23 protein-coding genes are annotated in these 25,081 nt (G+C 72.9%); 8 read left to right on the top strand and 15 right to left on the bottom strand.

Features of this window, described 5'->3' with window-relative positions; all coding sequences use genetic code 11:
- Positions 1-26: 26 nt before the first annotated feature.
- Together QSK26_RS07700 and QSK26_RS07695 are read left to right on the top strand one after the other, a co-directional pair.
- On the top strand, positions 27-1,328 hold the full coding sequence (locus QSK26_RS07700; protein WP_285774295.1) for an MFS transporter: 1,302 nt from the start codon (positions 27-29) through the stop codon (positions 1,326-1,328).
- Between the two features lie 91 nt (positions 1,329-1,419).
- On the top strand, positions 1,420-1,965 hold the full coding sequence (locus QSK26_RS07695) for a GNAT family N-acetyltransferase (RefSeq protein WP_285774294.1): 546 nt from the start codon (positions 1,420-1,422) through the stop codon (positions 1,963-1,965).
- Between the two features lie 50 nt (positions 1,966-2,015).
- On the opposite strand, the gene QSK26_RS07690 is transcribed toward QSK26_RS07695, so the two are convergent.
- Both QSK26_RS07690 and QSK26_RS07685 read right to left on the bottom strand, forming a co-directional pair.
- Positions 2,016-3,407: an alpha/beta hydrolase domain-containing protein gene (locus tag QSK26_RS07690; protein WP_285774293.1), complete on the bottom strand. Its 1,392-nt coding sequence runs from the start codon at positions 3,405-3,407 to the stop codon at positions 2,016-2,018.
- Positions 3,408-3,491: 84 nt separating this feature from the next.
- A complete protein-coding gene (locus QSK26_RS07685) occupies positions 3,492-4,238 on the bottom strand; it encodes a MerR family transcriptional regulator (RefSeq protein WP_285774292.1) in 747 nt (248 codons plus the stop codon).
- 321 nt (positions 4,239-4,559) lie between these two features.
- Here QSK26_RS07685 and QSK26_RS07680 point away from each other — a divergent pair, with 321 nt between their 5' ends.
- Positions 4,560-5,000, top strand: a complete 441-nt coding sequence (locus QSK26_RS07680) for a hypothetical protein (protein WP_285774291.1) — start codon at positions 4,560-4,562, stop codon at positions 4,998-5,000.
- 87 nt (positions 5,001-5,087) lie between these two features.
- Here QSK26_RS07680 and QSK26_RS07675 read toward each other — a convergent pair whose 3' ends face one another.
- Positions 5,088-6,662, bottom strand: coding sequence for a M28 family metallopeptidase (locus QSK26_RS07675; protein ID WP_285774290.1), 1,575 nt, complete (start codon positions 6,660-6,662; stop codon positions 5,088-5,090).
- Positions 6,663-6,904: 242 nt separating this feature from the next.
- On the opposite strand from QSK26_RS07675, the gene efeU reads away from it, so the two are divergent.
- From efeU to QSK26_RS07655, 4 genes are all read left to right on the top strand, one after another.
- On the top strand, positions 6,905-7,744 hold the full coding sequence (gene efeU / locus QSK26_RS07670; RefSeq protein WP_285774289.1) for an iron uptake transporter permease EfeU: 840 nt from the start codon (positions 6,905-6,907) through the stop codon (positions 7,742-7,744).
- Positions 7,745-7,746: 2 nt separating this feature from the next.
- Positions 7,747-8,883, top strand: coding sequence for an iron uptake system protein EfeO (efeO, locus tag QSK26_RS07665; protein WP_285774288.1), 1,137 nt, complete (start codon positions 7,747-7,749; stop codon positions 8,881-8,883).
- A 42-nt stretch (positions 8,884-8,925) separates the two neighbouring features.
- Positions 8,926-10,182 carry an iron uptake transporter deferrochelatase/peroxidase subunit gene (gene efeB / locus QSK26_RS07660; RefSeq protein WP_285774287.1) on the top strand — a complete coding sequence of 419 codons (1,257 nt, stop codon included), beginning with the start codon at positions 8,926-8,928 and terminating at the stop codon, positions 10,180-10,182.
- A 129-nt stretch (positions 10,183-10,311) separates the two neighbouring features.
- On the top strand, positions 10,312-10,629 hold the full coding sequence (locus QSK26_RS07655) for a hypothetical protein (protein WP_285774286.1): 318 nt from the start codon (positions 10,312-10,314) through the stop codon (positions 10,627-10,629).
- A gap of 41 nt (positions 10,630-10,670) precedes the next feature.
- On the opposite strand, the gene QSK26_RS07650 is transcribed toward QSK26_RS07655, so the two are convergent.
- The 3 genes from QSK26_RS07650 to QSK26_RS07640 are packed head-to-tail and all read right to left on the bottom strand — an operon-like array spanning position 10,671 to position 13,898.
- On the bottom strand, positions 10,671-11,537 hold the full coding sequence (locus QSK26_RS07650; RefSeq protein ID WP_285774285.1) for a fumarylacetoacetate hydrolase family protein: 867 nt from the start codon (positions 11,535-11,537) through the stop codon (positions 10,671-10,673).
- Complete coding sequence (locus QSK26_RS07645) at positions 11,534-12,625, bottom strand: cupin domain-containing protein (protein ID WP_285774284.1); 1,092 nt, start codon at positions 12,623-12,625, stop codon at positions 11,534-11,536. The genes QSK26_RS07650 and QSK26_RS07645 overlap by 4 nt, the downstream gene beginning before the upstream one ends.
- A complete protein-coding gene (locus tag QSK26_RS07640; protein ID WP_285774283.1) occupies positions 12,615-13,898 on the bottom strand; it encodes an FAD-dependent oxidoreductase in 1,284 nt (427 codons plus the stop codon). The genes QSK26_RS07645 and QSK26_RS07640 overlap by 11 nt, the downstream gene beginning before the upstream one ends.
- 59 nt (positions 13,899-13,957) lie before the next feature.
- Here QSK26_RS07640 and QSK26_RS07635 point away from each other — a divergent pair, with 59 nt between their 5' ends.
- Positions 13,958-14,734, top strand: coding sequence for an IclR family transcriptional regulator (locus QSK26_RS07635; RefSeq protein WP_285774282.1), 777 nt, complete (start codon positions 13,958-13,960; stop codon positions 14,732-14,734).
- A 43-nt stretch (positions 14,735-14,777) separates the two neighbouring features.
- Here QSK26_RS07635 and QSK26_RS07630 read toward each other — a convergent pair whose 3' ends face one another.
- The 9 genes from QSK26_RS07630 to QSK26_RS07590 all read right to left on the bottom strand — a co-directional run bounded on the left by QSK26_RS07630 (position 14,778) and on the right by QSK26_RS07590 (position 24,998).
- On the bottom strand, positions 14,778-15,767 hold the full coding sequence (locus QSK26_RS07630; protein ID WP_285774281.1) for an ABC transporter substrate-binding protein: 990 nt from the start codon (positions 15,765-15,767) through the stop codon (positions 14,778-14,780).
- Between the two features lie 26 nt (positions 15,768-15,793).
- Entirely contained in the window at positions 15,794-16,561 is a 768-nt protein-coding gene (locus QSK26_RS07625) for an ABC transporter ATP-binding protein (protein ID WP_285774280.1), read from the bottom strand.
- Entirely contained in the window at positions 16,554-17,408 is an 855-nt protein-coding gene (locus tag QSK26_RS07620; protein WP_285774279.1) for an ABC transporter permease, read from the bottom strand. Before QSK26_RS07620 ends, QSK26_RS07625 begins: the two co-directional genes overlap by 8 nt.
- The gene (locus QSK26_RS07615) at positions 17,405-18,280 is read right to left on the bottom strand and encodes an ABC transporter permease (RefSeq protein WP_285774278.1); all 876 of its coding nucleotides are present in this window, start codon (positions 18,278-18,280) and stop codon (positions 17,405-17,407) included. Before QSK26_RS07615 ends, QSK26_RS07620 begins: the two co-directional genes overlap by 4 nt.
- A 346-nt stretch (positions 18,281-18,626) precedes the next feature.
- Positions 18,627-19,571 carry an alpha/beta hydrolase gene (locus QSK26_RS07610; RefSeq protein ID WP_285774277.1) on the bottom strand — a complete coding sequence of 315 codons (945 nt, stop codon included), beginning with the start codon at positions 19,569-19,571 and terminating at the stop codon, positions 18,627-18,629.
- A gap of 163 nt (positions 19,572-19,734) precedes the next feature.
- Entirely contained in the window at positions 19,735-20,361 is a 627-nt protein-coding gene (locus tag QSK26_RS07605; protein ID WP_285774276.1) for a copper resistance CopC family protein, read from the bottom strand.
- 88 nt (positions 20,362-20,449) lie between these two features.
- Positions 20,450-21,010 (bottom strand): hypothetical protein, encoded by a 561-nt coding sequence (locus QSK26_RS07600; RefSeq protein ID WP_285774275.1) that lies wholly within the window; start codon positions 21,008-21,010, stop codon positions 20,450-20,452.
- 64 nt (positions 21,011-21,074) lie between these two features.
- Complete coding sequence (locus QSK26_RS07595) at positions 21,075-22,964, bottom strand: bifunctional copper resistance protein CopD/cytochrome c oxidase assembly protein (protein ID WP_285774274.1); 1,890 nt, start codon at positions 22,962-22,964, stop codon at positions 21,075-21,077.
- Between the two features lie 393 nt (positions 22,965-23,357).
- On the bottom strand, positions 23,358-24,998 hold the full coding sequence (locus QSK26_RS07590) for a hypothetical protein (RefSeq protein WP_285774273.1): 1,641 nt from the start codon (positions 24,996-24,998) through the stop codon (positions 23,358-23,360).
- Positions 24,999-25,081: the final 83 nt, after the last annotated feature.

Here is a 25,081-nt window from a genome sequence, read left to right as displayed (position 1 = left end):
TCCGTGACTGAAGCAAAGGAGCCCTCGTGGCAACCCCCTCCCTTGGCCAGTCCCCGATCGGCGTCCCCAGGAGCAGGGTCCGCCAGCTCACGGCGGCGAGCATCGGCAACGTCGTCGAATGGTTCGACTGGTACGCCTACTCGTTCCTGGCGGTGTACTTCTCCGAGCAGATCTTCCCGGCGAACGACAACCCGCTGGTCCCGGTGCTGAGCGCGTTCGCGGTCTTCGCGGTGGGCTTCTTCATGCGCCCGCTCGGCGGCCTGGTGGTCGGCGCGTTCGCGGACCGGTTCGGCCGCAAGGCGGCGATGACGTTCACCATCGTCCTGATGGGCGCGGGTTCGCTGCTGCTCGCGGTCACCCCCACGTACGCGGCGGCCGGCGTGCTCGCGCCGATCATCCTGACCCTGGCCAGGCTCATCCAGGGGTTGTCGGTGGGCGGCGAGTTCGCCGCGGCGACCACCTTCCTGGTGGAGTCGGCGCCGCCCGGCCGGCGCGGCCTGTTCTCCAGCTTCCAGTACGTCAGCACCACGATCGGCCAGCTCATCGCCTCCGGCCTGGCCGCCCTGCTCGCCTCGACGCTGTCCGAGCCGGACATGAACTCCTGGGGCTGGCGGGTGCCGTTCGCGGTCGGCGCGGTGCTCAGCCTGGTGGGCCTGTGGATCCGCCGGGGCGCCGACGAGACCACCACGCTGGCCGAGGAGATCCAGCAGGGCAGGGCCGAGAAGCCGAAGATGTTCGAGTTCCTGGTCCGCTTCCCCCGGCAGGCCGCCCTGATCGTCGGCATCACGGTCGCGGGCACCGTGGCCTACTACACGTGGACGACGTTCCTGCCCACCTACGCGCAGCAGAACGTCGGCTTCGACGCGGGCGACTCGCTCACCGTGGGCACCATCTCGCTGCTGTTCTTCATGGTGTTGCAGCCGCTGCTCGGCATGCTCTCCGACCGGGTCGGCCGCAGGCCGATGCTGATCGTCTTCGGGCTGGCGTTCACGCTGCTGCCCGTGCCGCTGCTCGGCACCCTGACCGACTCCTTCGTCAGCCTGCTGATCGTCCAGTGCGTCGGCATGGTGTTCCTGGCCTGCTTCACCTCGATCTCGGCCGCGGTCAACTCCGAGCTGTTCCCCACCCGGGTGCGCGCGGCCGGCGCCGGATTCCCGTACTCGCTGACCGTGGCCGTCTTCGGCGGCACCGCCCCGCTGATCGGCACGGCCCTGAAGGAAGCCGGCAACTCGGGCCTGTTCCCCTGGTACATGTCCGCGCTGGCGCTGATCTCGACCCTGGTCTACGTCTTCGCGCTGCCGGAGACCAGGGACGAGCCGCTGCGCTGAGGCGCGTCATGACGGCGACGGATTCCGCCCCCTGGACGATCTCCGTCAGGATGGACAATTGCCGGACATTACCTGACATGAGGGATAGAGCGTGAGTTCCATCGAGATCCGCCCGCTGCCCGCTGCGGCGAGCTCCGACGACGGGGTCATGGCGGACATCACCCGGCTGGTCAACCAGGTCTACGCCGAGTCGGAGAAGGGGCTGTGGCGGGACGGTGCCGAACGGACGACGAAGGCCGAGCTCGCCGCCCTGACACTGGCCGGGGAGATCGTCGTGGCCAGGCTCGGCGGGCGGCTCGCCGGCAGCGTCCGGGTCCAGCGGCTCGACGAGGTGACCGGCGAGTTCGGGATGCTCGCCGCCGACCCCGCCCATCGCGGCACGGGTGTCGGCCGCGAACTCGTCCGGTACGCGGAGCGGAGCTGCCGGCAGGACGGGCTCGCCGTCATGCAACTGGAACTGCTGGTCCCCAGGGAGTGGTCCCACCCGTCGAAGGAGTTCCTGGCCGCCTGGTATGAGCGGATGGGGTACCGGCAGGTCCGTGTCGGGGCCTTCGAGGAGGACTTCCCCCAGTTGAACCCGCTGCTGGCGACGCCCTGCGACTACCGGATCTACCACAAGAGCCTGGTCCTGCCGTAGCCGCGGGGTGAGGGGGCGCGGGCGGGCCCGTACCCCCTCACCGGCGCGGCTCAGCGGCGGCCGAAGTCGACCTCGGCGGCGTCCTTGAGGTTCTGCGCCGCGTCCGCGGGCAGCAGGTAGCCCTTCCGCAGGGCGTCCGCGTCGGCCAGCGCGACGCCGGCGAGGTACCGGCCCCGGTTCCGGTAGAGGCCCCTCAGCTTGGCCTGGTCGAACGGCACGTGCGTGCCGAAGAGCCGGCAGAACGACTCGCCGGAGTTGTCGCCGTCGTTGAGCGCGGTCGGCGCCTCGACCTGGGACAGCCGGATGCCGCCCCGGGCGAGTCCCAGCTCGTCGCGGGCCTTGGAGCCGTCGGCGTCGAACTCCAGCGGCGGCGCGGACGGCGGCGCGATCCCGCGTTCGACCCAGCGGGTCAGGTGGTCGTAGGCGGCGGCGATCACGTGGTGCAGCGGCACGTGGCTGAACGGCGGCCGGTCGCAGTCGTAGACGGGCGCGCTGCCGAGGTCGCGGGCGAGGAGCGGACGCCGGTACTGCTGGCCGTTCCAGCCGGAGTGGGCCGAGCCCGCCACCTCCCAGCGGCGGAACCGGTCGGTGTCGGCCGGCCGTACCGGGGAGCGCACGTCGGTCTCCGACAGCACCTGGAAGACCGGCTCCGGGCCGACCCGGGTGGGCGCGGACCCGATGATGTTGGCGAAGCCGTCGAAGACGCTCTCCGTCTTCGGCAGCACGGCGTCGTAGTAGACGGTCATCCGGCTCGCGGACTGGGAGGCGCCGACGGCGAGCACCGTGTCCGGGCGCAGCCGGCCGAGCGGGGCCGTGCCGCCCCTGGCCCTGACGGCCCTGGCCGCCTGGGCGAAGATGTCGTAGGACAGCTCGTCGGCGGCGAACCGGCCGCCGCCGGTGACGTCCAGGCCGCCGTAGCGGGCCGGGCTCCACTGGCGGAGCTGGTTCACCCCGACCCGTTGCGCCGAGACGCCGACCCAGGCGTAGCCGGCCCGGGTGATCTGGTCGGCGCTCCACAGCGCGTCCAGGTCGTACCCGGCGGTCACGTTCTGCCACTCGGCGAGCACGGTGCCGTTGAACCTCGCCTGCTGGGCCGGGCGGCGCACGATGATCCGGGTGCGGTAGGGCACGTCGGCTTCGAGCAGCTCGCCGGTCGTGCTGTAGGCGTCCGCCGCGCCGGACAGGTGGAACTCCTGCTCCACGTAACCGCGGGCGGCGAGGTTCACGTCGGTGGACAGCCACGGGTAGGTGTCCCGCACGTCCGGCGCGGCCGGGTCGCCGGGGAGGGCGCCGGGCACCGGCCCTTCGACGGCCGGGACGGGGACGGGGGCGGGAGCCGATCGGGGTGCTTCCCGGGCTCCGGCGTGAGCCGGTCCGGCCGCGAGCCCGGCGGCCACCACGCCCGCCACCACGACCCGGGACGCTTTCACCAGCGAGACCATGCCGTCAGTTCTCCTTTCGGCGGCCGGACGGGCCGGCCACACCAGGGATGATCTACGGCGGCGAGCCGTGCCGCATCGGTGTAATCACCAGTCCTCCGGGTGCCCGGCGTCCTCGCCCGCGACATACCGGTGCAGGTCCGCGGAGGCGGCCAGCATCGCCGTGGCCCGCGCGGTCAGGCCCGCCCGGCGTTGCGCGACGGCCGCGCGCAGGGCCTCGGTGCTGCCGGTGCGGCGCAGCCCGTCGAGGATGGTCCGGATCTGCGGCAGGGGGTGCCGGCCCTGGCGCAGCATGTTGATCATGCGGGCGTCCCGGATGTCGGCCGGGGAGAAGCGGCGGTAGCCGGTGCCCCGGTCGCGGCGGGGGGTCAGCAGGCCGGCCGCCTCCCACACCCGCAGCGCGGACGTGCGCACGCCGAGACGGGCGGCGACCTCGCCGATGCGCAGGCCCGACCGGGGGAGCGCGGCAGGTTCGGGCTCCTGCCCGGCGATCGCTTCGAGCGCCTCGCCCGCGGCCCGCAGGGAGAGTCGCTGCCCGTGCAGGTCGGCGTGCGCGGCGTCCAGGTGGGCGAGCGCCGCGGGCAGGTCGCCGGCGTGCACCGCCCGCATGATCGCCCGCGCGGTCTCCCACCCGTACCCCCGGCCGAGCGCCCGGAAGGTGAGCAGCGCCCGCCGGTGCTCCGCGCCGAACCTGCGGTAACCGGCCGCGGTCCGCGGGGCCGGAGGCAGGATGCCGGCGTCGGCGTAGTTGCGGACCTGCTGGGTGGAGATGCCCGCCAGCCGCGCCAGATCGACGGGACGGAGTCCCGCCCCCGCACCACCCTTCTCGTCCATCGATTTGAAGGTTACCCGTACAAAGGCCCAGTGCGGGCGGGGGGTTCCGCGGAGAAGCCTCCCACGGTCACGGCGGGAAACTTGAAGGTACGCCGCTCGCCGGCAGGCCGGTGACCTCCCCCGCCCACGCCGCCATCGGATGAGGTAGAACGAGACAAGCAGGATGAAAGTTCAATATTTCGGACATGCGTGGGGATTGTCACATCATGGGATGATTGGGAGTAAGTGCGACAAGTGCCTCGTTAATCCCCACGTAACACGCTGCACGCTCGTCGTCCGAAGTCACGGCAACGGGCGTGCGTACCAAGGAGGCACTGGAAAATGGGCAAGATCACACGTCGCGTGATCACCACCGCCGCCACGCTCGCCGTCGCGGGCGGCATCGTCTTCACCAGCGGGGGCGCCGCGTCGGCGGCCACCGCCGGCGAGACCACGGCCAGGACCGCCGCCGTCACCGCCGCCGTCACCGTGCGCCACTCGGCGTGGCACAACACCGACACCCGGCGCTGGGACGGCCGCCGGCTGTGGATCCGGGCGCACGCGCACGGCGACTGGTTCAGCAGCGACCACGGGAACCACTACCGCTACGACGGGCACCGTTTCTACCGGTGGAGTGGAGGCAAGTGGCGGGTCGTGTCCTCCGACTACGCCCGGCGCCACGGCTTCGACCGCCGCGACTTCCGCCCGGCCAAGCACGACGACCACGGTCACGACCACGACCACGACCACGGCCATGACGACCACCACGGCCACGGTCACTGACCGGCACCCGGGGTCGTCGGCGGGGACCCCGATGACGCGGCCGTGCGCCCTCAGGGCGCACGGCCGCGTCCTTTCGTGCGGGTGCCGCTAGCGGGAGGCGCGGTCGTGCAGGACGGCCTTGACCGCACCGGCCTTCGCCGTCTTCGCCGCCTTGGGCGCGGCGGCGGTGTCCGGTCCCGGCAGGTTCCTGCTGTAGGCGTAGACCACGGCGGCGGTGGCGATCGCGCCGGTGTTCACCGCGAGCGCCTTGTCGCTGATGTTGGCCGTCGTGTCGCACGCCTGGTGGTAGCACGGGTCGTACGGCTGCCCCGCGGTGCCGCCGAACAGCCTGGCCTCCTCGGCCGTCTTGACGCCCTCCGCGCCGGTGAACAGGCCGCCGGCCGGGACGCCGGCCGCGATGAACGGGCCGTAGTCGGAGCGGCCGTCGAAGTCGGTGCCGTTGTGCGGCTGGCGGAGGGTGTCGAAGTAGCGCTCGAACAGCGCCTCGATCTCGTCCGATCCGGGCGGGCCGGCGGGGGCGCCGGTCGCGTCGGAGTCGTCACCGTCGTAGATCTTGAAGGCGTAGTTGGGCGAGCCCACCATGTCGAAGTTCAGGTACAGCTTGATCTTCGCCAGCTCCTGGGGCGACAGGGCGGCCACGTAGTGCTCGGCGCCCAGCAGGCCCAGCTCCTCGGCGCCCCACCAGGCGAAACGCAGCTTGTTGACGGTGGGCACCCGGCCCAGCGCCTCGGCCACGGTCAGGATCGCCGAACTGCCCGACCCGTTGTCGTTGATCCCCGGCCCGGCCGACACGGAGTCGAGGTGGGAGCCGAGCATGACCGTCCTGTTCGGGTCGCCCCACCTGGACTCGGCCAGCACGTTGGAGGTGGTGCGCAGCTCGCTGACGGTGTCGGTGACCAGGTGTACCACGGTGCCGGCGGGGGAGTTCAGCTCCTCGCCCACCGCGAAGCCGACCCCGACGACCGGGATGCCCACGTCCGGCGCGCCCAGGTTGCCGAGCAGCGTCTCCGTACGGCCCGGCTGGCCCTCGTTGAAGATGATGACCGCCGAGGCGCCGGCCGCCTCCGCGTTCGTGGCCTTGACCACGAAGTCGCACGTGCCGCGCTGGATCAGCGCGATGTTGCCCGCGGTGAAGCCCGCGAAGTCGGCCGCCTCACAGCCCGAGGTGGAGCTCGGCGCCGGGCTCGGCGGCAGGGTCAGGTCCACGCCCTGCACGGTCGCGGTGACGTCGCCCGCCGCCGAATAGCTCATCGTCGCGAACTCGCCGATCGCCGAACCGTCGGGCGGCGTGGGCGCGTACGTCTTCGGCTCGGGCGACACCTGCGCCATCGACGCCGTGGCCCGCTCCTCGAAGAACGGGAACTCGAACGGCTGGACGGTGACCGTGTACCCCGCCTTGCGGAGCTTGCCGGCGACGTAGTCGCGGGAGGCGTCATAGCCGGGGGTGCCCGAGGCCCGGGTGCCGCCGTTGGCGTTCGCGATGGACTGGAAGGCGGCCAGATGCCGCTTCGCGCCCACTGCCGTCACCGAGTCGATCAGCTTTTTCTCTGACCTGCTCGGGACCGGATCGGCCTGGGCGGGCGGGGCGAGGGTGAGGGGAAGGGCGAGCGCCGCGGCGACGGTCAGCACGCGGGTGGCACCCCTGCGCCGGGTTGTGCGCATGCAGGTTCCTCATTCTCAGTCGAAGAGTGGAGATCACTGACATACAACGCTCCACGGAACGTAAACCGGCGGCAGTCGGCTGTGAAGGGGTTGTGCGCGGATGAGTGCGGTGAAAGGACGGACGGGTGGGGTTCGCGTAGCGTGCGCGCACGAAGCCGCCCCGGCTGTCGATCTGACAGGCGGAGGAGTATGGTGCTTCCTGCCCCAATTAGGTAAGCCTTGCCAAAGAGTATGGAGTGACGGTGTTCGCCAGCTTTCTCATCGGCCTGCGCGAAGGGCTGGAGGCCACTCTGGTGGTCTCCGTGCTCGTCGCGTTCCTGGTCAAGGGCGATCGCAGGGACCGCCTCCCGCTCGTGTGGACCGGCGTGCTCGCCGCGGTGGCGCTCTCGGTCGGCTTCGGCGCGCTGCTCACCTTCACCGCGGCCCACCTCGACCACCGGCAGCAGGAGCTCTTCGACGCGATCACCTCGCTGCTGGCCACCGTCTTCGTCACCGCGATGATCTTCTGGATGCGCAGGGCCGCCAGGTCGCTGTCCGGCGAACTGCGCGCCAGGCTCGGCGACGCTCTCAGGCTCGGCCCGTTCGCGGTCGTGGTCATGGCCTTCCTCGCCGTGGCCAGGGAGGGCCTGGAGACCGCGCTGCTGTTCTTCGCCTCCGTCCAGGGCGCCACCACCACCGCCACCCCGCTCATCGGCATCAGCCTGGGCCTCCTCACGTCCGTCGTGATCGGCTGGGGGCTGTACCGCAGCGCCCTGCGGATCAACCTCACGACGTTCTTCCACTGGACCGGGCTGCTGCTCATCCTGGTCGCCGCGGGCATCTTCAAGTACGGCGTGCACGACCTCCAGGAGGCCGACCTGCTGCCGGGGCTGTCCACCCAGGCGTTCGACATCAGCGCGATCCTGCCCGCCGACTCCTGGTGGGGGGCCCTGATCGCGGGCATGTTCAACATCACCCCGCAGCCGACCGTGCTGGAGACCGTCGCCTGGGTCGCCTACGCCGTGCCCACCCTGATCCTCTTCCTCCGACCCCCTTCGAACCGCCCGGCGCCGGCCGCGCCCGCGACGGCTGAAACGAGTTGAAGATGCGCACCCTCCTCCTGCTCGCCACCGCCGGCCTGGCCGCGGCGACGCTGGCCGCCTGCTCGGGCGAGACGCAGTCCGGCACCCCGGGCGCCGCGCCCGCCGAGGACGCCAAGATCGCCGTCGCGGCGAACGACACCGAGTGCAAGGTCGCCGCCGGCGAGGTCACCGCGGGCACCTCCACCTTCGCGATCACCAACAACGGCACCAAGGTCACCGAGTTCTACGTCTACGCGCCGGGCGACCGGGTGATGGGCGAGGTGGAGAACATCGTGCCCGGCCTGACCAGGGACGTCATCGTCGAGCTGCCGCCGGGCGCCTACGAGGCCGCCTGCAAGCCCGGGATGGTCGGCAACGGCATCCGCAGCGCGCTGAAGGTGTCCGGCACCGCCCAGCCGCTGTCCGCCGACGCCGAGCTCGCCGCGGCGACCGCCGGCTACCAGCGCTACGTCAAGTCGCAGAGCGACACGCTGCTGGTCAAGACCCAGGAGTTCGTGGACGCGGTCAAGGCCGCCGACATCGACAGGGCCAAGGAGCTCTACCCGGTCGCGCGCACGTACTGGGAGCGGATCGAGCCGGTCGCCGAGATCTTCGGCGACCTCGACCCGGCGATCGACGCCCGCGAGGCCGACCTGGAGCCGGGCCAGGAATGGACCGGCTTCCACCGGATCGAGAAGGACCTGTGGATCAAGAAGGACGTCTCCGCCGACGGCCCGGTCGCCGACAAGCTGATGACCGACGTCAGGACCATCGTGGACAGGGCGAACTCCGCCAAGCTCTCACCGGTCCAGCTCGCCAACGGCGCCAAGGGGCTGCTGGACGAGGTCGCCACCGGGAAGATCACCGGTGAGGAGGACATCTGGTCGCACACCGACCTGTGGGACTTCGACGCCAACCTGGAGGGCTCCAAGGCGGCCGTGCAGGCCCTGCGTCCCGTCCTCGAACAGCGCTCGCCCGATCTGGTGAAGACGCTCGACGACAAGTTCGCCGCGGCCGAGGCCGCGCTCGGCGCCCACCGGCAGGGCGACGGCTGGAAGCTGCACAACGAGCTGTCGGAGGCCGAGCTGAAGACGCTGTCCGACGCGATCAACGCGCTGGCCGAGCCGATCAGCAAGATCGCCGCGGTCATCGCGGGATGAGCCGCCCGGCCGTGGGGCGCGTGCCGTCCAGGGAGGATCGCAGTGGCTGAGCAGGTCAGCAGGAGAAGGCTGTTCGGGCTGGGGGCGGCGGGCGTGGCCGCCGCCGGCGCCGGCGCGCTCGCGGCGCGCGCCTTCCCCGGCGAGCCGCCGCGGCCCGCCGCGGGCGAAGAGGCGGGCACCCCGTACCCGTTCTACGGCGAGCACCAGGCCGGGATCGTCACCCCCGCCCAGGACCGGCTGCACTTCGTGTCCTTCGACGTCACCACGGGGGAGCGGGCGGAGCTGTCGGAGCTCCTCCAGGAGTGGACCGCGGCGGCGGCCAGGATGACGCAGGGCAAGGAGGCCGGCGCCTTCGGCGCGGTCGGCGGGCTGCCCGAGGCGCCGCCGGACGACACCGGTGAGGCGCTCGGCCTGCCCGCCTCCGGCCTCACCCTCACCGTCGGCTTCGGCCCCGCGCTGTTCGACGACCGGTTCGGGTTCGCGGCCAGGAAGCCGGCCGCGCTGGCCGACCTGCCGAAGTTCCCCGGCGACGCCCTCGTCCCGGGGATCTCCGGCGGCGACATCTGCGTCCAGGCGTGCGCGCACGACCCCCAGGTGGCCGTGCACGCCATCCGCAACCTCGCCAGGATCGGCTTCGGCCGGGTCTCGGTGCGCTGGTCGCAGCTCGGTTTCGGCCGCACTTCCTCCACCTCCCGGGCCCAGGCCACCCCGCGCAACCTCATGGGCTTCAAGGACGGCACCGCGAACCTCAAGCTGGAGGACTCCGCCCTGCTGCGCGAGCAGCTCTGGGTCGGCCCCGGCGACGGCCCCGCGTGGATGACCGGCGGCAGCTACCTCGTCACCCGCAAGATCCGGATGCAGATCGAGACCTGGGACCGCGCCCCGCTCGCCGAGCAGGAGCAGATCTTCGGCAGGGACAAGGGCGAGGGCGCGCCACTGGGCGGGAAGAAGGAGTTCGACCCGCTCGACCTCACCCTCACCGGCTCCGACGGCCGGCCCCTGATCAAGGACGACGCCCACGTACGGCTGGCGCATCCCACCAACAACGACGGCGCCCACCTGCTCCGGCGCGGCTACAACTACGTGGACGGCTCCGACGGCCTCGGCCGCCTCGACGCCGGCCTGTTCTTCATGGCCTACCAGCGCGACCCGCGCCGCCAGTTCGTCCCGGTGCAGTCCGCGCTGGCGAGGTCCGACGCGCTCAACGAGTACATCAAGCACGTCTCCAGCGCCCTGTTCGCCTGCCCGCCCGGCGTCCGCGACGGCGGCGACTTCTGGGGACGCGCGCTGTTCGGCTAGGACCCGCGTCGAAGCCGCCCGGAGCCGGACGTCGGCGGCGGGTAAAGGCGGCAAAGTTTGGCCGCCCGGTGTTATCCGGGTCACCGGCAGGGCACCCGTGCGGTACATGTCACATCAAAGGGGGATCTTATGGCCGAAACCTCCACCGCGACGCGGACGCCCACCCCCGCGCGCCGCCGTACGCCGAGCGCCTCCGTCCGGGACGGCACGGCGCGGACCTCCGCCCGGCGGGCTCCGCGACGGCCCTCGGTCCACGTCCCGGTTCTCGGCAGCCTCGCCATGCCCGAGCCGGACAGGCTGGCCTTCTACGCCGTGCTCGGCGCGCTCGGTGTCCTGGGGGTCGTCGAATGGCCGGTCGTCCTCGTCGTCGGCGTCGGCCACATCCTCTCCGACCAGCACTTCTCCACCGCCCTCCAGCAGGCGGGCGAGGCGGCGGAGGCGGCCTGACGGCCGCCGCCGCATCGTGGGGCCGTCCCGCGCGGGCTCCCTCAGCGCACGTCGAGGGTCATCGGGCCGATCCGGCTGATCCACGTCGTCAGCCGGTCGCCCCGGTGGATGGCGCCGACCCCGGGCGGGGCCCCGGTGAAGATGACATCGCCGGGCAGGAGCGTCATCATCCTCGACGCGTACGACACGATGGCGGGCACCTTGGTGACCAGGGTGGCGGTGTTCACCCGCTGCCGGTCCTCGCCGTTCACCTGGAGCACGATGTCCAGGTCGCCCGGGTCGCCGGCCTCGTCGGCGGTGACCACCCACGGGCCGATCGGCGAGAACGTGTCGTAGCTCTTGCGCCGGGACCGGTCGGCCGCGCTGCGCACCGTGATGTCCAGGCCGAGGGTGTAACCGAAGACATGGCCGAGCGCGGTGTCCTCGGGGATGTCCCTGCCGCCCGAGCCGATCACGACGACCAGCTCCGACTCGTGGTGGATCTCCTGCCCGGCCGCGACCACCTCCGGCGGGAGCACGATGTCGTCGCCGGGGCCCGAGATGGACGACGGCGCCTTGAGGAAGACGTCGAACTCCATCATCCACGACTCGACCCGCCCCAGCGTGCGCCGCTGCACCTCGTGCATCTCCGCCACGTGGTCGGCGTAGTTGCTCGCGCAGGCCACGATCTTGGACGGGTTGAGCACCGGGGCGAGCAGCCGCGCCGAGTCCAGCGGCACCGCCCTGCCCGTCCCGGCCGCCTCCTCCAGCGCCGGGCGCGCCTCGGCGAAGTCACGGCACAGCCGCCGCCACCATCCGGCGGTCAGCGGATCGGCGTCGTGCGCCCAGGGCAGGGCGGCGGTGACGTCGACGGCCATGCCGTCGCGGACGGCGGCGAGCCGGAGCCCGTCGAGCAACGCCAGCTTCATGGAAAGGTCTCTCCTCGGGGCTCGAAGGTTCCGGTCACCGGCTGCGCGGCGTCCAGCGTCTCCTCGCGGTAGATGCCGAGCGCCCGCAGCACGGGGGTGTCGCTGAGCGTGAACAGGTCGGCGGGCGTCTCGGCCCGGTGCTCCACCGGCATCCAGGACGGCACGACGAACATGTCGCCGGGCTCCCAGGCGAACCGCGTCCCGGCGATCACGCTCGCGCCCGTTCCCCGGTGCACGACACAGACGGTGTTGCCGCTGCGCCGTACCGGCGGGGTCGGGCGGCCGGCGGCCAGCCGGTGCATCGCGCAGGCCAGGGTGGGCAGCGCGCTGGCGCCCGAGCGCGGGTTGGTGAACTCCAGGGTGACCATCGGCTCCCCGGTGCGCGCGGCGAGCCGGTCCAGCTCGGCGTCGGTGTCGGACCACCGGTAGACGAGCAGCGGGGACGGCGCCGGGTCCAGCGCCCCGTCCACCCCTCCCGGGGTCAACCGGCCCGGCGCGGCGGCGTACCCGTCTTCGGACAGGTTGCGTCCCCTGACCGGCTGCCGGTGGTCCGGGTGCGGCTCGAAGAAGACGCCGTCGAGGGCCTCGATCATCGGCAGGTCCAGGCCGTCGAACCAGAACATCGGCTCGTCGCCCTCGTTGACGTGGTCGTGCCAGTTCCACGCCGGGGTGAGGATCAGGTCGCCCGGCCGCATCGCGCAGGAGTCGCCGTCGACGGTCGTCCACACCCCCTGCCCTTCGAGCACGAAACGGACGGCGCCCGGCGTGTGCCGGTGCGCGGGGGCCGACTCGCGCGGCCCGAGGCACTGAATCGCCCCCCACAGCGTGCCCGCCGCGTACGGCCGGCCGCCCAGTCCCGGGTTGGCCAGGCTCAGCACCCGGCGCTCCCCGCCGCGTTCGACCGGGACGAGCCCGATCGCGCGCTCGGCGAGCGGGCGCATCGTGCGCGCGGGCCACAGCCACGGCACGGCCTTCGGCCGCGGGGCCGGGGTCAGCAACTGCTCGGTGATGGTCCACAGGGGACGCAGGCTCGCCGCGTCGAGATCCCGGTACAGCGTGTCGAGCGCGTCGGCGCTTTCACCCGGCAACGGGGTCCTCCCTTCGGGGGTCGGAGGAGCCGCCGGTGCGACGCGCGTACTCCTCGGGGGGCGTGCCGATGCCGAACCGCCGGACGCTCTCCAGCAGCGACGCCCGGCGCAGCCAGGCGCGGGCCCGTTCCGGATCGGCGGCGGTGGCCCGCATCTCCGCCCGGTTCGCCGCCCGGCGCTCCTCGTCGGTCTCGTTCAGCCGTTCGGTGTTGCGCCGGGTGTCCGCCTGCACGTACTCGACGGCGACGCGCCGGCGGATCTCGGCGAAGGTGTCCAACTCGGGGTCCTCGGCGGCCTCGCCCGCGCGCACCCGGACCAGCCGGGTCGTCAGGTCGATCGCGTCGTGGATGCCGCTGTTGAGCCCGACCCCGCCGAGCGGGCTGTTGATGTGCGCGGCGTCCCCGATGAGCAGCACCCGGCCGGTCCGGAAGCTCGCCGCCACCCGCTGGTGCACGTTGTAGAGCTGGGCGTCCACGATCGGGTAGCCGCCGGGACAGGGGGCGAGCCCCTGGAGCTGCGCCTGGAGCGTCTCCGGCGCGGTCGCCCGCTCCGCCGGCACCCCCGCGGGCACCGGCCACACCGCCCGCCACGACTCCGGCGTGCGTAGCAGGAACAGCCACTCCAGGGGGTCGGCCACATAGTTGACGTCGGCGATGCCCGGCAGCAGTCCGGCCAGGTCGGCGGTGGTGCTCGCGATGAGGAAGCGCTCGGCGTGGGTGTACCCGTCGAACGCCACGCCGAGCGACTGCCGTACGACGCTGCTCGCGCCGTCCGCGCCGATCACGTGCGAGCCGTGCACCGTCAGCGGGCCGCCCGGCGACTCCACCGTCACCGACGCGCCCCGCGGCGTGCCGGCGACCCCGGTCACCCGGCTGCCGAACATCATCCGCACCGAGTCGTCGTCGCGCAGCCGCTCGTGCAGCATGCGCACCAGGTGCTGCTGGTTGAGCTGGAGCCGGTAGGGGTAGCGGGTCTCGTCCTTCAGCAGGGTCAGGTCGAACTCGGCGACCAGGCCGTCACGCCGGTCGCGGAACTGGTACCTGGGCACGGGCAGCCCTTCGGCGACCATCTGCCCGGTGACCCCGACGCGTTCCAGCAGTTCCAGGGTGGCGGCGTGGAAGGTGGACGCGCGCCAGTCGGTCTTGGGCACCGGCTCGGACTCGATCAGCACCACCGGCACCCGGGCCCGGGCCAGCATCGCGGTGGCGGTCATGCCGACCGGTCCGGCGCCGACCACGATCACGGGAGGTTCTTCTGGCGGATTAGGCACCATGAAAATGACCATATCCATGAATTCCTATTACTAGAAGAAATTTCGGATATAGTTCCGCTATGTCGAATAATTCGGGCGAGGGTGGCTTCAGTTCGGTGGACAACGCGCTGCGGCTGCTCGAACTGATCGGCGAGCGGCAGGTGCTCCGGGTGGCCGACGCCGCGGACCTGCTCGGCGTCGCCCGGTCCACCGCGCACCGGCTGCTCGCCGCCCTGCGCAAGCGCGGCTTCGTCCTGCAGGACAAGCCCAACGGCGCCTACCGCCCGGGACCGGTGCTCAACGAGATCGGCCTGGCCGCCATCGGGCGGATCGACCTGCGCCGGGTGGCCCGCCCGGTGCTGGAGGAACTGCGCGAGCAGACCAGGGAGACGGTCAGCCTGTCCCTCCTCGAAGGGCGCAACATCCGGTTCGTGGACTGCGTCGAGAGCACCCGCGCGGTGCGCGTCGGGAACCGCACCGGCATCGTGCTCCCGGCCCACTGCACCGCGGGCGGCAAGGCGATCCTCGCCGCCCTGCCGCCGGTCGAGCTGGACCGCCGCTACCGCGGCCACGAGCTGGACACCAGGACGCCCTCCTCCATCGGCGACTGGGAGGTGCTGCGGAACGAGCTCGAAGCCGTCCGCGGCGACGGCTACGCGCTCAACGTCGAAGAGGGGGAGGAGGGCATCAGCGCCGTCGCCGTCGCGCTGCGCGACATCACCGGCGCCCCCCTCGCGGCCGTCGCCGTCGTCGTGCCCTCCAGCCGGATGCCCACCGCGGAGGCCGGGCGCGCGCTGGCCCCCGCGGTGCTGCGCGCCGCGGAGTCCGTGCAGCAACTCCTCGGCGCGGAGCTGTGACCACCCACCCGCGCCCCAGTCGGCTGACCGGTGGGCTGACCGGTCAGCCCACCACCGCGCGGCGGTAGTCGAAGGGCTCCTTCAGGTAGCCGATCCGGAGCATGATGGCCGCGAGGCTCTCCATCCCGGCCCGGTCGTTGTCCGGTTTCCACTGGTTGAGCCGGACCCTGGCCGCCATCGCCGCGTCCAGATTGCTGATCTTCGGCAGCGCCGCGCGGAACGACTCGGGATCCCGCGCGATGTCCCGCGCGGTGTCGCGCACCGCCCGCTTGAAGGCCGCGACCATCTCGGGCTCGCTCTCCACCGTCTCCGCCGCCGCCAGATATCCGCCGATCTGCAACCCCGGCTGGAGGGCCGCGTACGGCTGGACCACCTCGCGAAGCCCCTGGGACCGGCCCACCGTGCCGAACGGCTCGATCAGGAAACCGGCGTCCACGTTGCCCCGCTCGATCGCCGGCAGCATGTCGGGGAACGGCATCTCGACGAACGTCACGCTGGCGAAGTCGCCGCCGTGCCTGGCCATCAGCCCCGCCACGATCACGTCGCTGACGCTCTGCAGGGCGTTGACCGCGATCCGCTTGCCGGACAGGTCGGCCACGGTCCTGATCGGGCTGCCCTGGGTCACCAGGAGGGCGGAGAAGTCCCTGGACGCGTCCACACCGGCGCTGGTGCCCGGTGCGATGATCTTCACCGGCAGGCCGCGGTCGATCGCGATCATGCTGGACACCACGTTGGACCCGGCGATGTCCAGCTCGCCGTTGATGAGCGAGGGGATCACCGTGGTGCCGCCGCCGGAGCTCTTGAAGTCGACCGAGAGCCCCTGCGCGGCGAAATGCCCCCGCTGCATGCCGTACCGGACGAACGCCGCGGGCATCCCCGCGGTGTCCGCGACCGTGATCCGCCGCAGCCCGTCCTGCGCGGCCTCGTCCGCGGTGTAGGTGCCGGCCGACAGGTCATAGCCGGGGTTCCCGCACGCGGCGCCGGTCAGTACCAGGACCAGGACGGCGAGCAGCCGGGAGAGCGACGATGTCATCTGGCGTCCTCCGAACGCGGTGCGGCTCACCGGGCGACCGGGGCGCCCTGGATCGCGGAGAAGAGGCGCCCGCGCAGCTCGGCGAACTCCGGGAGCGCCTTCGTCGTGAGCTGGTCGCGCGGGCGGGGCAGCGGGACGGTCACGTCCAGCCCCACCTTGGCGGGGGCCTCCAGCACGAGCACCCGGTCGGCCAGGTAGACGGCCTCGTCGATGTCGTGGGTGATGAAGAGCACGGTCACCTCGAACCGCCGCCAGATGTCCAGCAGCAGGTCCTCCAGCCCGGAGCGGGTCTGCGCGTCCAGGGAGGCGAACGGCTCGTCCATCAGCAGGATCTTCGGCCGGTAGGCCAGCGCCCGGGCGATCGCCACCCGCTGCTGCATGCCGCCGGAGAGCTGCCACGGGAAGCGCTTGTGCATCCCGGCCAGGCTCACCGCGTCCAGCGCCTCGTCCGTCGCCGCCTGCGCCTCCCGCTTGGACAGGCCCTTGTAGCGGAGCGGGAAGGACACGTTGCCGGCCACCGTCATCCAGGGCAGCAGCGACCTGCTGTAGTCCTGGAAGACGAAGGCCATGTCCTCGGGCGGGCCGGTGACCGGCTCGCCGTTCAGCCGGATCTCCCCGGAGGAGGCGGGGATCAGGCCGGACAGGCACTTCAGCAGCGTGGACTTGCCGCAGCCGGAGGACCCGAGGATGCACAGGAACTCGCGGTCGGCCACCTCGAAGCTCACCTCCTCGATCGCCGGGGCGGCCTGCGGATCCGCGCCGTACACCTTGCGCAGCCTGGACACCTCAAGCACGGGTGACCTCCTGGGTCGTGGGCCGGGGGAGGCCCGTTCTGCCGGAAGCGGTGGCGGGCTCGGGGAGCAGCCCGCGGGCGCCGCGGTGCCAGCGCAGCACCCGGTTCTCCACCCGGACGAAGACCCAGCTCAGGGCCAGGCCGATCAGGCCGAGCAGGATCACGCCGCCCCACATCGCCGAGATCTCGAACGAGCGCTGTGACTGGAGCACGAAGTAGCCGATGCCGTTACGGCTGGCGACCATCTCGGAGACGACCATCAGGATGATCCCGATGCCGAGGCTGGTGCGCATGCCCGCGAAGATCCGCGGGGACGCCGCCGGCAGCGTGATGTGGAACAACCGGGCCGTCGCCGGCACCCGGAAGGAGCGGGCCATGTCCAGTTGCTGCTCCTCCACCCCGCGCACCCCGTCCAGGGTGTTCAGCAGGATCGGCCACATGGTCCCGAGGACGACGATGAACACCTTCGAGGCGTCCCCGGTGCCGAACAGCAGCATCGCGAACGGGATCATGGCCGGCGCGGGCAGCGCCCGGAGGAACTGAATCACCGGGTCGGTCGCCGTGCGCAGGATCCGCGACATGCCGAACAGCACGCCGAGCGCCACCCCGCAGACCACCGAGATCGCGTAGCCGGCGAGCATCCTGGCCAGGCTGGGCACGAGATCGGTGCCGACCCGCTCGAAGAGCCAGGTGTCGGCGAAGTCGGCGGCGATCCGGCTGAGCGGCGGGAAGAAGAAGTCGTCCGCCCGTTCCGACCACAGGCCGAACCCGGCGACGAGCGCGACCGGCACGACGAACTGGAGGAGGAACAGGCCGGCCCGGCGGCCGATCACCCTGCCGTCCTTCACCGGGCCACCTCCTGGCGTTGCGCGGGATGCCACCGCAGGGCCTTGCGCTCGACCGCCGCGAACACCGCGTTCAGCGCCCAGCCGAGCAGCCCGGTCGTGATGATCAGGGCGTACATCAGGGTGATCTGCCCGGCCGACTGGGCCACCACGATGGCCCGGCCGAGCCCGGTGGCCCCGCCCACCAGCTCCGAGGTCACCGCGAGGACGAGCCCGATGGAGGAGGCGATGCGCAGCCCGGTCGCGATGTACGGCGCGGCGCTGGGAATCGTGATCACCCAGAACCGGGCCGCCGCTCCCAGCCCGTAGGCCCGCGCGGTGTCCCTGGCCACCGGATCGACGTCCTGCACGCCGTACACGGTCTGGAAGAGCAGCGGCCAGAAGGTGGCGAAGGCGATGAGGAAGACCTTCATCTCCAGGCCGGTGCCGTACACCAGGACCGCCAGCGGGATCAGCGCGACGGACGGGATGGGCCGGCAGAACTCGATGACGATCCGGGACATCCGGTAGGCGACCGCGCTGGAGCCCAGCGCCACCCCGGCCGGTACGGCCAGCAGCGTGGCCAGCCCGATGCCCACCGCCCACGCGCGCAGGGTGCGGCCGACCTCCACCCACAGCGGCTGCTGCGCGGCGAGCCGGAACAGCTCGGCGTACATCTCGCTGACCGGGGGGAACCAGCGCCGGGGGAGCAGCCCGAACCGGGAGCACAGTTCGAGGACGACGAGGACGGCGAGCACCCCGGCCAGCTTGATCGCCAGGTCGGCGGCTCCGCGCGGGCCGGCCCGGCGGCCCGGCGGCCCGGCCACCGCCTCGGGACCCGCCGTGTCCGATGCCACGACGAGCGCGTTGCCCTCGTCCTCTACGGCTTGACGCACGACATGTGCCTCCTCGTGGGGGGCGCTCCTCCGCCGCGGCGCGGACGGTGCGCGGCACGCGGCGGATCACGGACGGAGCGGTTGGAGTTCGGCGGCGTTTGGTACGGAAGAGCAGGGAGTTTCAGGCACGTTAACCCGCTTCTTCCGCGAAGAGCAATATATGGGCCGATGAATTCCTTTATGTGGAATTCCTGATTCAGGAGGTTTATCGCGGGGCGAGGTGGACGATTGTGGGGTTTTTCGTATGACCAGGGCATATAGCTGGGCTATATGCCCTGGTGGTGGGCGCGGCCCGCGACCCCGGGCGCCCCGTGGTGCGCAGGGGCGTGACGCGCGGGCGCCCCGGTCAGGGGCGGGTGGCGAGGACGTCGGAGAGGAACCCGGCGGCCTGGCTGATCGCCGCCTCGGCGGCGTGGGTGTCTCGCAGCGCGTTGAGCATCACGAAATCGTGGATGATGCCCCCGTACCGGACCGCGGTCACCGGCACCCCGGCGGCACGCAGCTTCCCGGCGTACGCCTCGCCCTCGTCGCGCAGGACGTCGGCCTCACCGGTGATCACCAGTGCCGGCGGCAGCCCGGCCAGTTGCTCCACGGCGGCCCGCAGCGGCGAGGCGGTGATCTCGTCCCGCTGCGCGGGATCGGCGGTGTACTGGTCCCAGAACCACCGCATGGCCTCCCGGCTCAGGAAGTAGCCCTCGGCGAACTCACGGTAGGAGCCGGTGTCGAAGTTCGCGTCTGTGACCGGATAGAAGAGCACCTGCCCGGCCAGGCGCAGATCGCCGCGCTCCTTGGCGGTCAGGGTGAGCGAGGCGGCCATGTTGCCGCCCACCGAGTCACCGGCCACCGCGATCCTGGCCGGATCCAGGCCGTGCTCGGCGCCGTGCTCCACGACCCAGCGGGCGGCGGCGTAGTTCTGCCGGGTGGCGACCGGGTAACGGGCCTCCGGCGAGAGGGAGTAGTTCACGAACACCACGGCGGCGCGCGCGCCACGGGCCAGTTCCCGGGCCAGCCTGCCGTGGGTGTGATCGTTGCCGAACACCCACCCGGCCCCGTGGATGTAGAGGATGACCGGCAACGGCCCCTCCGCCCCCGACGGGCGGAAGACTGTGACGGACACCCCGTCGGGCGTGGTGAGCTCCTCCCTCTCCGTGCCCGGCACGTCGATCTCCGGGCTCTGCACCCCGTTGACGACCTTGCGGCCCTCCGCGGGGTCGAGCTGGAACAGGAACGGCGGTTCCGCGGTGTCGTCGGCGAAGGCCCTCGCGGCCGGTTCCAACACGGGCTCGGTCATGGCGCTGCTCCCTTTCCGTACGAGGGGGTGCGCCGAACCCGTTCGGCGGGCGGCGGGCGGCCGAGACGGGGCCCGGCCCGTGCCTGGGCCCCGTGGTCTGTGCTACCCACTCCTCGCCGGGCAACCATCCTCCGCCCCGGGCCGGCCCGGAGCGGAGGAACGCTCACTCCGCGGGCGCGCGCCGGTTCCGGCGAGACGTGCGGGCCCAGACGCCCGCGCCGATCGCCAGCAGGGCGACGACCCCGGCCCAGATCCACCCGGGCGCGCCGGAGTCCGCCGCGGGAGCCTCCGCGCCCGACGCCGGATCCGGGGCGATCGAGGCGGGCGGCGCGGGAGGCGCGGCGGACCCGGCCGGCGCGGCGGACGGATCGGCGGTCTCCGGCACGGAAGGCGACGGCGAAGGCGTCGGAGTGGGCGAACCGGTCACGGTGAACGGGATCTCGCCGGTGATCGGGTGGCCGTCGGAGGAGACGACCCGCCAGGCGATCACGTACTTGCCGGCCGTCAGCGGCTCGGAGACCTCGGCGGTCACCTTGGTGCCGTCGGCCTCCGGCTTGCCGACGGTGACGCGCTCGCCGTCCGCGTCGTGGAGCACGATCGTGGCGAGCCTGATGCTCGCGGTGAAGTCGAGCTCGATCCGCTCGACGGACTCGACCTTGGCGTTCTTGCCGGGGGAACTGCTCTTCAGCCGGTCGTGGGCGAGGGCGGCGGGCGTGCCCAGGGTGAAGAAGAGGGCGCAGAGCAGGGCGGTGAGGACCGTCCTGCCGACGGGACGGGGCAGGGATGTCATGACGGACTCCGGTGTCGGGCGTGGACGAGGGCGCGCTCCGCGCGGGCGGAGCGGATCCGGCGCGCCCGCCCGCGGCCCCTCCGGGACCTCAGGCGGCGCGGACCCCCTCGGGCGGGCCGCGCCGGTACGCCGCCGGCGGGATCACCCGGCCGCACAGCCGCGGCGGCTCCGCGCCCGCGCCGGCCCGCCGCACCCGCGGCGGCGCCTGAGCCGGCGGCACGGCGAGCGGCGGCCTCACCCGCAGCGGCGGCACGCCGTACACCCGGACCAGCAGCCACAGGGCGCTGTCACCCCGGTAGAGCCACCAGCCGGTCAGCAGGCCCACCACCACGTGGATCAGCGCCATGCCCACGCCCGGGTGCGCGTGCCCGCCGGTCAGCTGAGCCGGGGGAGCGGGGGCGTGCCAGGAGAAGAGCTCGTGCAGCAGGAGCTGCGTGGCCATCGTGGCGGGCAGGACGACCTCGGGGCCCCGGTCACGGCCGTTGAGCGCGTAGGCCAGGCCGAACGCGCCCGCCGCGGCGAGCACGCCGACGCCGAGCCGGATCGGGCCGCCGCCGGCCAGCAGATGCCCGCCCGCCGAGATCGCGACGCACACCGTCGCGAAGACGACGGCCCGCAGCAGGCGGAACGCTGACGGGCCACGGGACACGGCCCCCATCCTTCCAGCAGCGCGCCCCGGAGAAAAGCGCCCGCGCCACGGGACGATCGACATGTCACACCCGGCTGTCCCGCGCCGCCGCCGTCCGCCGGGCGGAACGCCGCCACCGCGCCAGCCGTACGGCGGGCACGGCCAGCGCCGCCGTCGGCAGCACGAGGAACACCAGGCCCGCCGTCCGCTGCCCGGCGGCCAGGTCGGCGTAGCCGGGCGGCGCCGCCAGGAAGAACCAGCCGGTCGCGAGCGGCGGCCCGGCCAGCAGCAGCAGGCCGACGGCGACCTGCACGGCGGCGACCAGCGCCAGCAGCGCCGCGCGCGTCGTCCAGGTGACCGGCCGCGGCAGCGGATCCACCCCGGCCAGCACCCACGCGCACAACAGCCCGGCACCGAGGAAGACCGCCTGGTTGATCAGGTGGTAGGCGTGGCCCGACGCCGACAGCGTCAGCCAGCCGGTGCCGTACAACAGGGCGAACGGCGCCGCGTACAGCACCGCCAGCACGGCCGGATGGGTGATCCGCGCGGCGAGCCGCCCGTCCAGCACGGCGGTGGCGGCGTCACCGTACTGAGAGCGGGGCGAGGTCGCCTGGGCGGCCAGCGTGAGCGGCGCGCCGAAGGCCAGCAGCAGCGGCGCCACCACGCCGAGCACGGCGTACTGCACGGCGTGCACGGCCAGCATCGCCCGCGCGTAACCGCCGGCCCCGCACAGCAGCACCAGCGCCAGCACCGCCAGCCCGGCGAACCACGCGAGCGTACGGCCGGGCGGCCAGGGCACGCCGTCGCGGGCCAGCCTGCGCAGTCCCACCAGGTAGCCGGCCGCCGGAACCGCCAGGACGAACAGCACCAGCGGGTCCGGCCGGATCTCCGTGACCAGGGCGGCGAGCGAGAAGGGCGCCAGTTCGAAGCCGAGCGCGCCGTGACCGTGCCCGCCGCCCTCCAGCACCGGCGGCGGCGTGCGCGACAGCCCGACCGCCAGCGCCACGGCCGCCGCCATGACCACCGCCTCTCCGGCGGCCAGCCGCAGGAACGTGTGCCGGACCGGCCGTTCGCCGATCCCCGCGACGGTGCGCCGGCGGTGTGCCCAGCCGAACGCGCCGAGCGCCGCGAGCACGCCCGCCTTGGCCACCACGACGAGCCCGTACGGCGTCTGCCACAGATCGGCCACCGAGCCCAGCCTGACCCACGCGCTCGCCACCCCCGACACGGCGACGCCCGCGAAGCAGACCAGGGCGAGTGTGCTGAACCGGGGGAGCACGGTGGTCAGCCGGTCCGACCGGCGGAAGTGGAGCAGCACCGCGGCCAGGCCGCCGACCCAGACGGCGACCGCGACCAGGTGCAGCGTCAGCCCCGAGATCGCCATCTCGTGGTCGCCCGAGGAGGCGGCGTGCCCGGCGTAGACGGGCGGCAGCAGCCCCAGCACGGCCGCCACGAGCAGCGTCCAGCCGGGGAAGGTCCGCGCGCCGGACGCCACCACCACGGCCGCGGCCAGCGCGAAGAGCACGGCCTGCGTCTCGGGGAAGGTGGCGCCGAACGTCAGCAGGGACGGGTCCGCCAGCACCTCGCCGGGCGGCGTCCCGACCAGGCTGGAGATCGTCAGCAGGTAGGTCGCGACGCCGCACAGCGTCCAGCCCAGCGCCCACCCGGCGGCGGCGTGCAGGCAGGCCGTCCTCTCCGGCGTGTCCCGCGGCGTCAGCACCACCCCTGTGACCAGCGCGCCCACGGTCGCGATCGCGCACAGGTCATAGGCGAACCGGACCAGCGGAAGCCCCCAGCCGGTGATCGGCCCGGCGTCCGGCAGCCCCTCCGCCATCGGCTGCGGCGCCCCGCCGCCGGCCAGCAGCACCCCGGCCAGGACGACGACCCCCACGCCGAACGCCAGTACCCCGGCCAGCGCGACCCGCCTCGTCCCGAACGCCGCGCCGGGCCACGCCCTGCGATCCGGTGCCGTCATCCCGGCCCTCCCTCAGGGATCATTGATGACGTGATCGTCCCCGCTGAAGCCCGCCGGTGCAAACGGCCCCCTCAGCCGCCCGGCTCCACACACCTGGTCACACGCTCACACAGCGGGAACGATCCCTGAAAACTCCACGCCACGGGACCAGCGCCACACGAACGTCGCCACCGGGAAGAGAGCCTGGTCCGCGCCGGGGGAGGACCGGGGCGGAGGAACTGGCCCGCGTCATGAGAGGGGCCGGTGCGGACACTGCGCCTCGTGGACGCTGTGCTGCGGAGGGGCCGGTGCGGAGACTGCGCCTCGTGGACGTTGTGCTGTGGAAGGGCCGGTGCGGACGCTGCGCCTCGCGGAAGGGCCGGTGACTCCGCCAGGCCGACGACGGGCCGCCGGTCAGAGGTCGCCGGTGAGCGGTTCGGTCAGCGGGAACGGGGCCGGGTGCGGGACGTCCAAGGGGGCCAGCCTGATGGCGATCTCGCCGGTGGCGTCCGGGTCGGCGGCGGAGAAGCGCTGCCATCCGGCGTCGGCGACGGCCAGCAGGGCGCGTTCGGCTCCTTCGACGGCCCGGCGGCCGGTGTGCGGCCCCGGGATCGGTTCCGGCCGCTCCAGCAGCAGGATGCCGGCCACCCACGATCTGCCCAGCCTGAGCTCGAGATCCCGGCGCACCCGCCGCCAGTCCCGCCCGTCCGGTGCAGGCCCCCCGGTGGCATCGGAAGCCACCGGCATCCGCTCCGCGGCCACCACCACGGCGTACTCGCCCCTGTTCCGCCATCCGAGATCCGGCAACGCGCCCAGCCCGTCCACCAGGCCGTGCACCTTGGAACCCGAGTCCCTCGTCTCCACCCCGTCGCCTTCGACAGCCCCTCCGGCATCGCCGGGAACCCTCGCCCCGGCGCCGCCTGCCGCCCTGCCCGCCTCGTCCGCCCCGGCGGTCGTACCGGTCTCGGCGGTCCCGAAGGCCAGCAGTCGGCGCTTGGCCTCCTCCGGCCCGGTGAACGGCTGGACGACGGCGGCCCGCCCACCCGCCGGTGGGCCGCCCTCCCGGTAACCGACCACCGCGACCCGCAGCGCGCCCACCGGCCGGTCGCCCGCCACCTCGTCGATCAGCTCCAGCAACCGCGCGACGCGCTCCGTCCTCCGATCGCCGCCGGCCTCCGCCAGGATCGCCAGGTCCAGCGGCAACGGCAGCCGCGCCCGAGCCAGCCGCTCCAGCGACCGGACCCACTCGGCCCCCGCCCCCTCCCCGGCAGCGCGCCGTTCCGCGAGGGCGGGTTCCTCCTTCTCCCCGGCAGCGCGCCGTTCCAGGACGGCGGGTTCTTCCCTCTCTCCGGCAGCGGGCCGTTCCGCGAGGGCGGGTTCTTCCATGACGGCGGGTCCCGTCGTGAAAGGCGTTCCTCCCGCCAGGGGCGCTTCGGCGGAGTCCGTGCGCAGCCGGGCGGTGATCTCTCCGCCGGATGTGAGGGCGACCTCGACGCGGATCCTGGCGCCCGGCCGTACCCTCGCGTGGAGCAGCCGGACGACCTCCCAGCCGGCAGGGCGCGGCCCGACCCGCTTCATGATCGGCAGAGTGACGTGGATCTCCGCGTCGTCCGGGCCGTACGGCGGGCCGTACACCTCCAGGGTGCGGACCGTGGGCGTGCCCTGGGGGAAGAGCACCCGGGCGTCCAGCGTGAAACGGCCGGTGAGCGTCTCGGCGCGGGCGCACACGAGGACGTGGTCGTGGGCGGGGGGCGTCGTGCGCGGCATCTCGTCGATCACCTCGGTCGGGCGGCGGCGCTCCGCCACCTCGGTCGGGCGGCGGAGGTCCGCCGCCGGGAGGCGGGGCAGGACCCCCGCCGGAAGGCCCGGCACGACCTCGATCGGGCAGCCGAGCGCGAGCAGCAGCGCGACCTCGGCCGGCACGCCCGCGACCACCGGCCGCAGCTCACCGCCGAGGACCGGCCGCGCCGGGGCCGGGCCCGCGGGCACGGCGGTGAACGCCTGCCGTGATCCCGCCGCCGGATCGGCACGGGCATGTAGATCGTGACCGTTCATATTTCTCCCACCCCTGAGGCGATAATAGGGAATGGCTGATAAAAGCGGGAGTGGGAAAGGTGACGAATTCTCGGCCGCAGTGA

The organism is Microtetraspora sp. NBRC 13810 (assembly GCF_030268685.1).
GTDB lineage: Bacteria > Actinomycetota > Actinomycetes > Streptosporangiales > Streptosporangiaceae > BSRQ01.
The sequence above is the reverse complement of the archived record's forward strand: the minus strand, read 5'-3'. Positions and strand labels throughout refer to the sequence as shown.

Bases quoted from the DNA above. Each gene is read 5' to 3' on its own strand.
- QSK26_RS07690 (WP_285774293.1), bottom strand. From the start codon at position 3,407: ATGGTCTCGCTGGTGAAAGCGTCCCGGGTCGTGGTGGCGGGCGTGGTG.
- QSK26_RS07685 (WP_285774292.1), bottom strand. From the start codon at position 4,238: ATGGACGAGAAGGGTGGTGCGGGGGCGGGACTCCGTCCCGTCGATCTG.
- QSK26_RS07680 (WP_285774291.1), top strand. From the start codon at position 4,560: ATGGGCAAGATCACACGTCGCGTGATCACCACCGCCGCCACGCTCGCC.
- QSK26_RS07675 (WP_285774290.1), bottom strand. From the start codon at position 6,662: ATGCGCACAACCCGGCGCAGGGGTGCCACCCGCGTGCTGACCGTCGCC.
- efeO (WP_285774288.1), top strand. From the start codon at position 7,747: ATGCGCACCCTCCTCCTGCTCGCCACCGCCGGCCTGGCCGCGGCGACG.
- QSK26_RS07655 (WP_285774286.1), top strand. From the start codon at position 10,312: ATGGCCGAAACCTCCACCGCGACGCGGACGCCCACCCCCGCGCGCCGC.
- QSK26_RS07650 (WP_285774285.1), bottom strand. From the start codon at position 11,537: ATGAAGCTGGCGTTGCTCGACGGGCTCCGGCTCGCCGCCGTCCGCGAC.
- QSK26_RS07640 (WP_285774283.1), bottom strand. From the start codon at position 13,898: ATGGTGCCTAATCCGCCAGAAGAACCTCCCGTGATCGTGGTCGGCGCC.
- QSK26_RS07635 (WP_285774282.1), top strand. From the start codon at position 13,958: ATGTCGAATAATTCGGGCGAGGGTGGCTTCAGTTCGGTGGACAACGCG.
- QSK26_RS07630 (WP_285774281.1), bottom strand. From the start codon at position 15,767: ATGACATCGTCGCTCTCCCGGCTGCTCGCCGTCCTGGTCCTGGTACTG.
- QSK26_RS07610 (WP_285774277.1), bottom strand. From the start codon at position 19,571: ATGACCGAGCCCGTGTTGGAACCGGCCGCGAGGGCCTTCGCCGACGAC.
- QSK26_RS07605 (WP_285774276.1), bottom strand. From the start codon at position 20,361: ATGACATCCCTGCCCCGTCCCGTCGGCAGGACGGTCCTCACCGCCCTG.
- QSK26_RS07595 (WP_285774274.1), bottom strand. From the start codon at position 22,964: ATGACGGCACCGGATCGCAGGGCGTGGCCCGGCGCGGCGTTCGGGACG.
- QSK26_RS07590 (WP_285774273.1), bottom strand. From the start codon at position 24,998: ATGAACGGTCACGATCTACATGCCCGTGCCGATCCGGCGGCGGGATCA.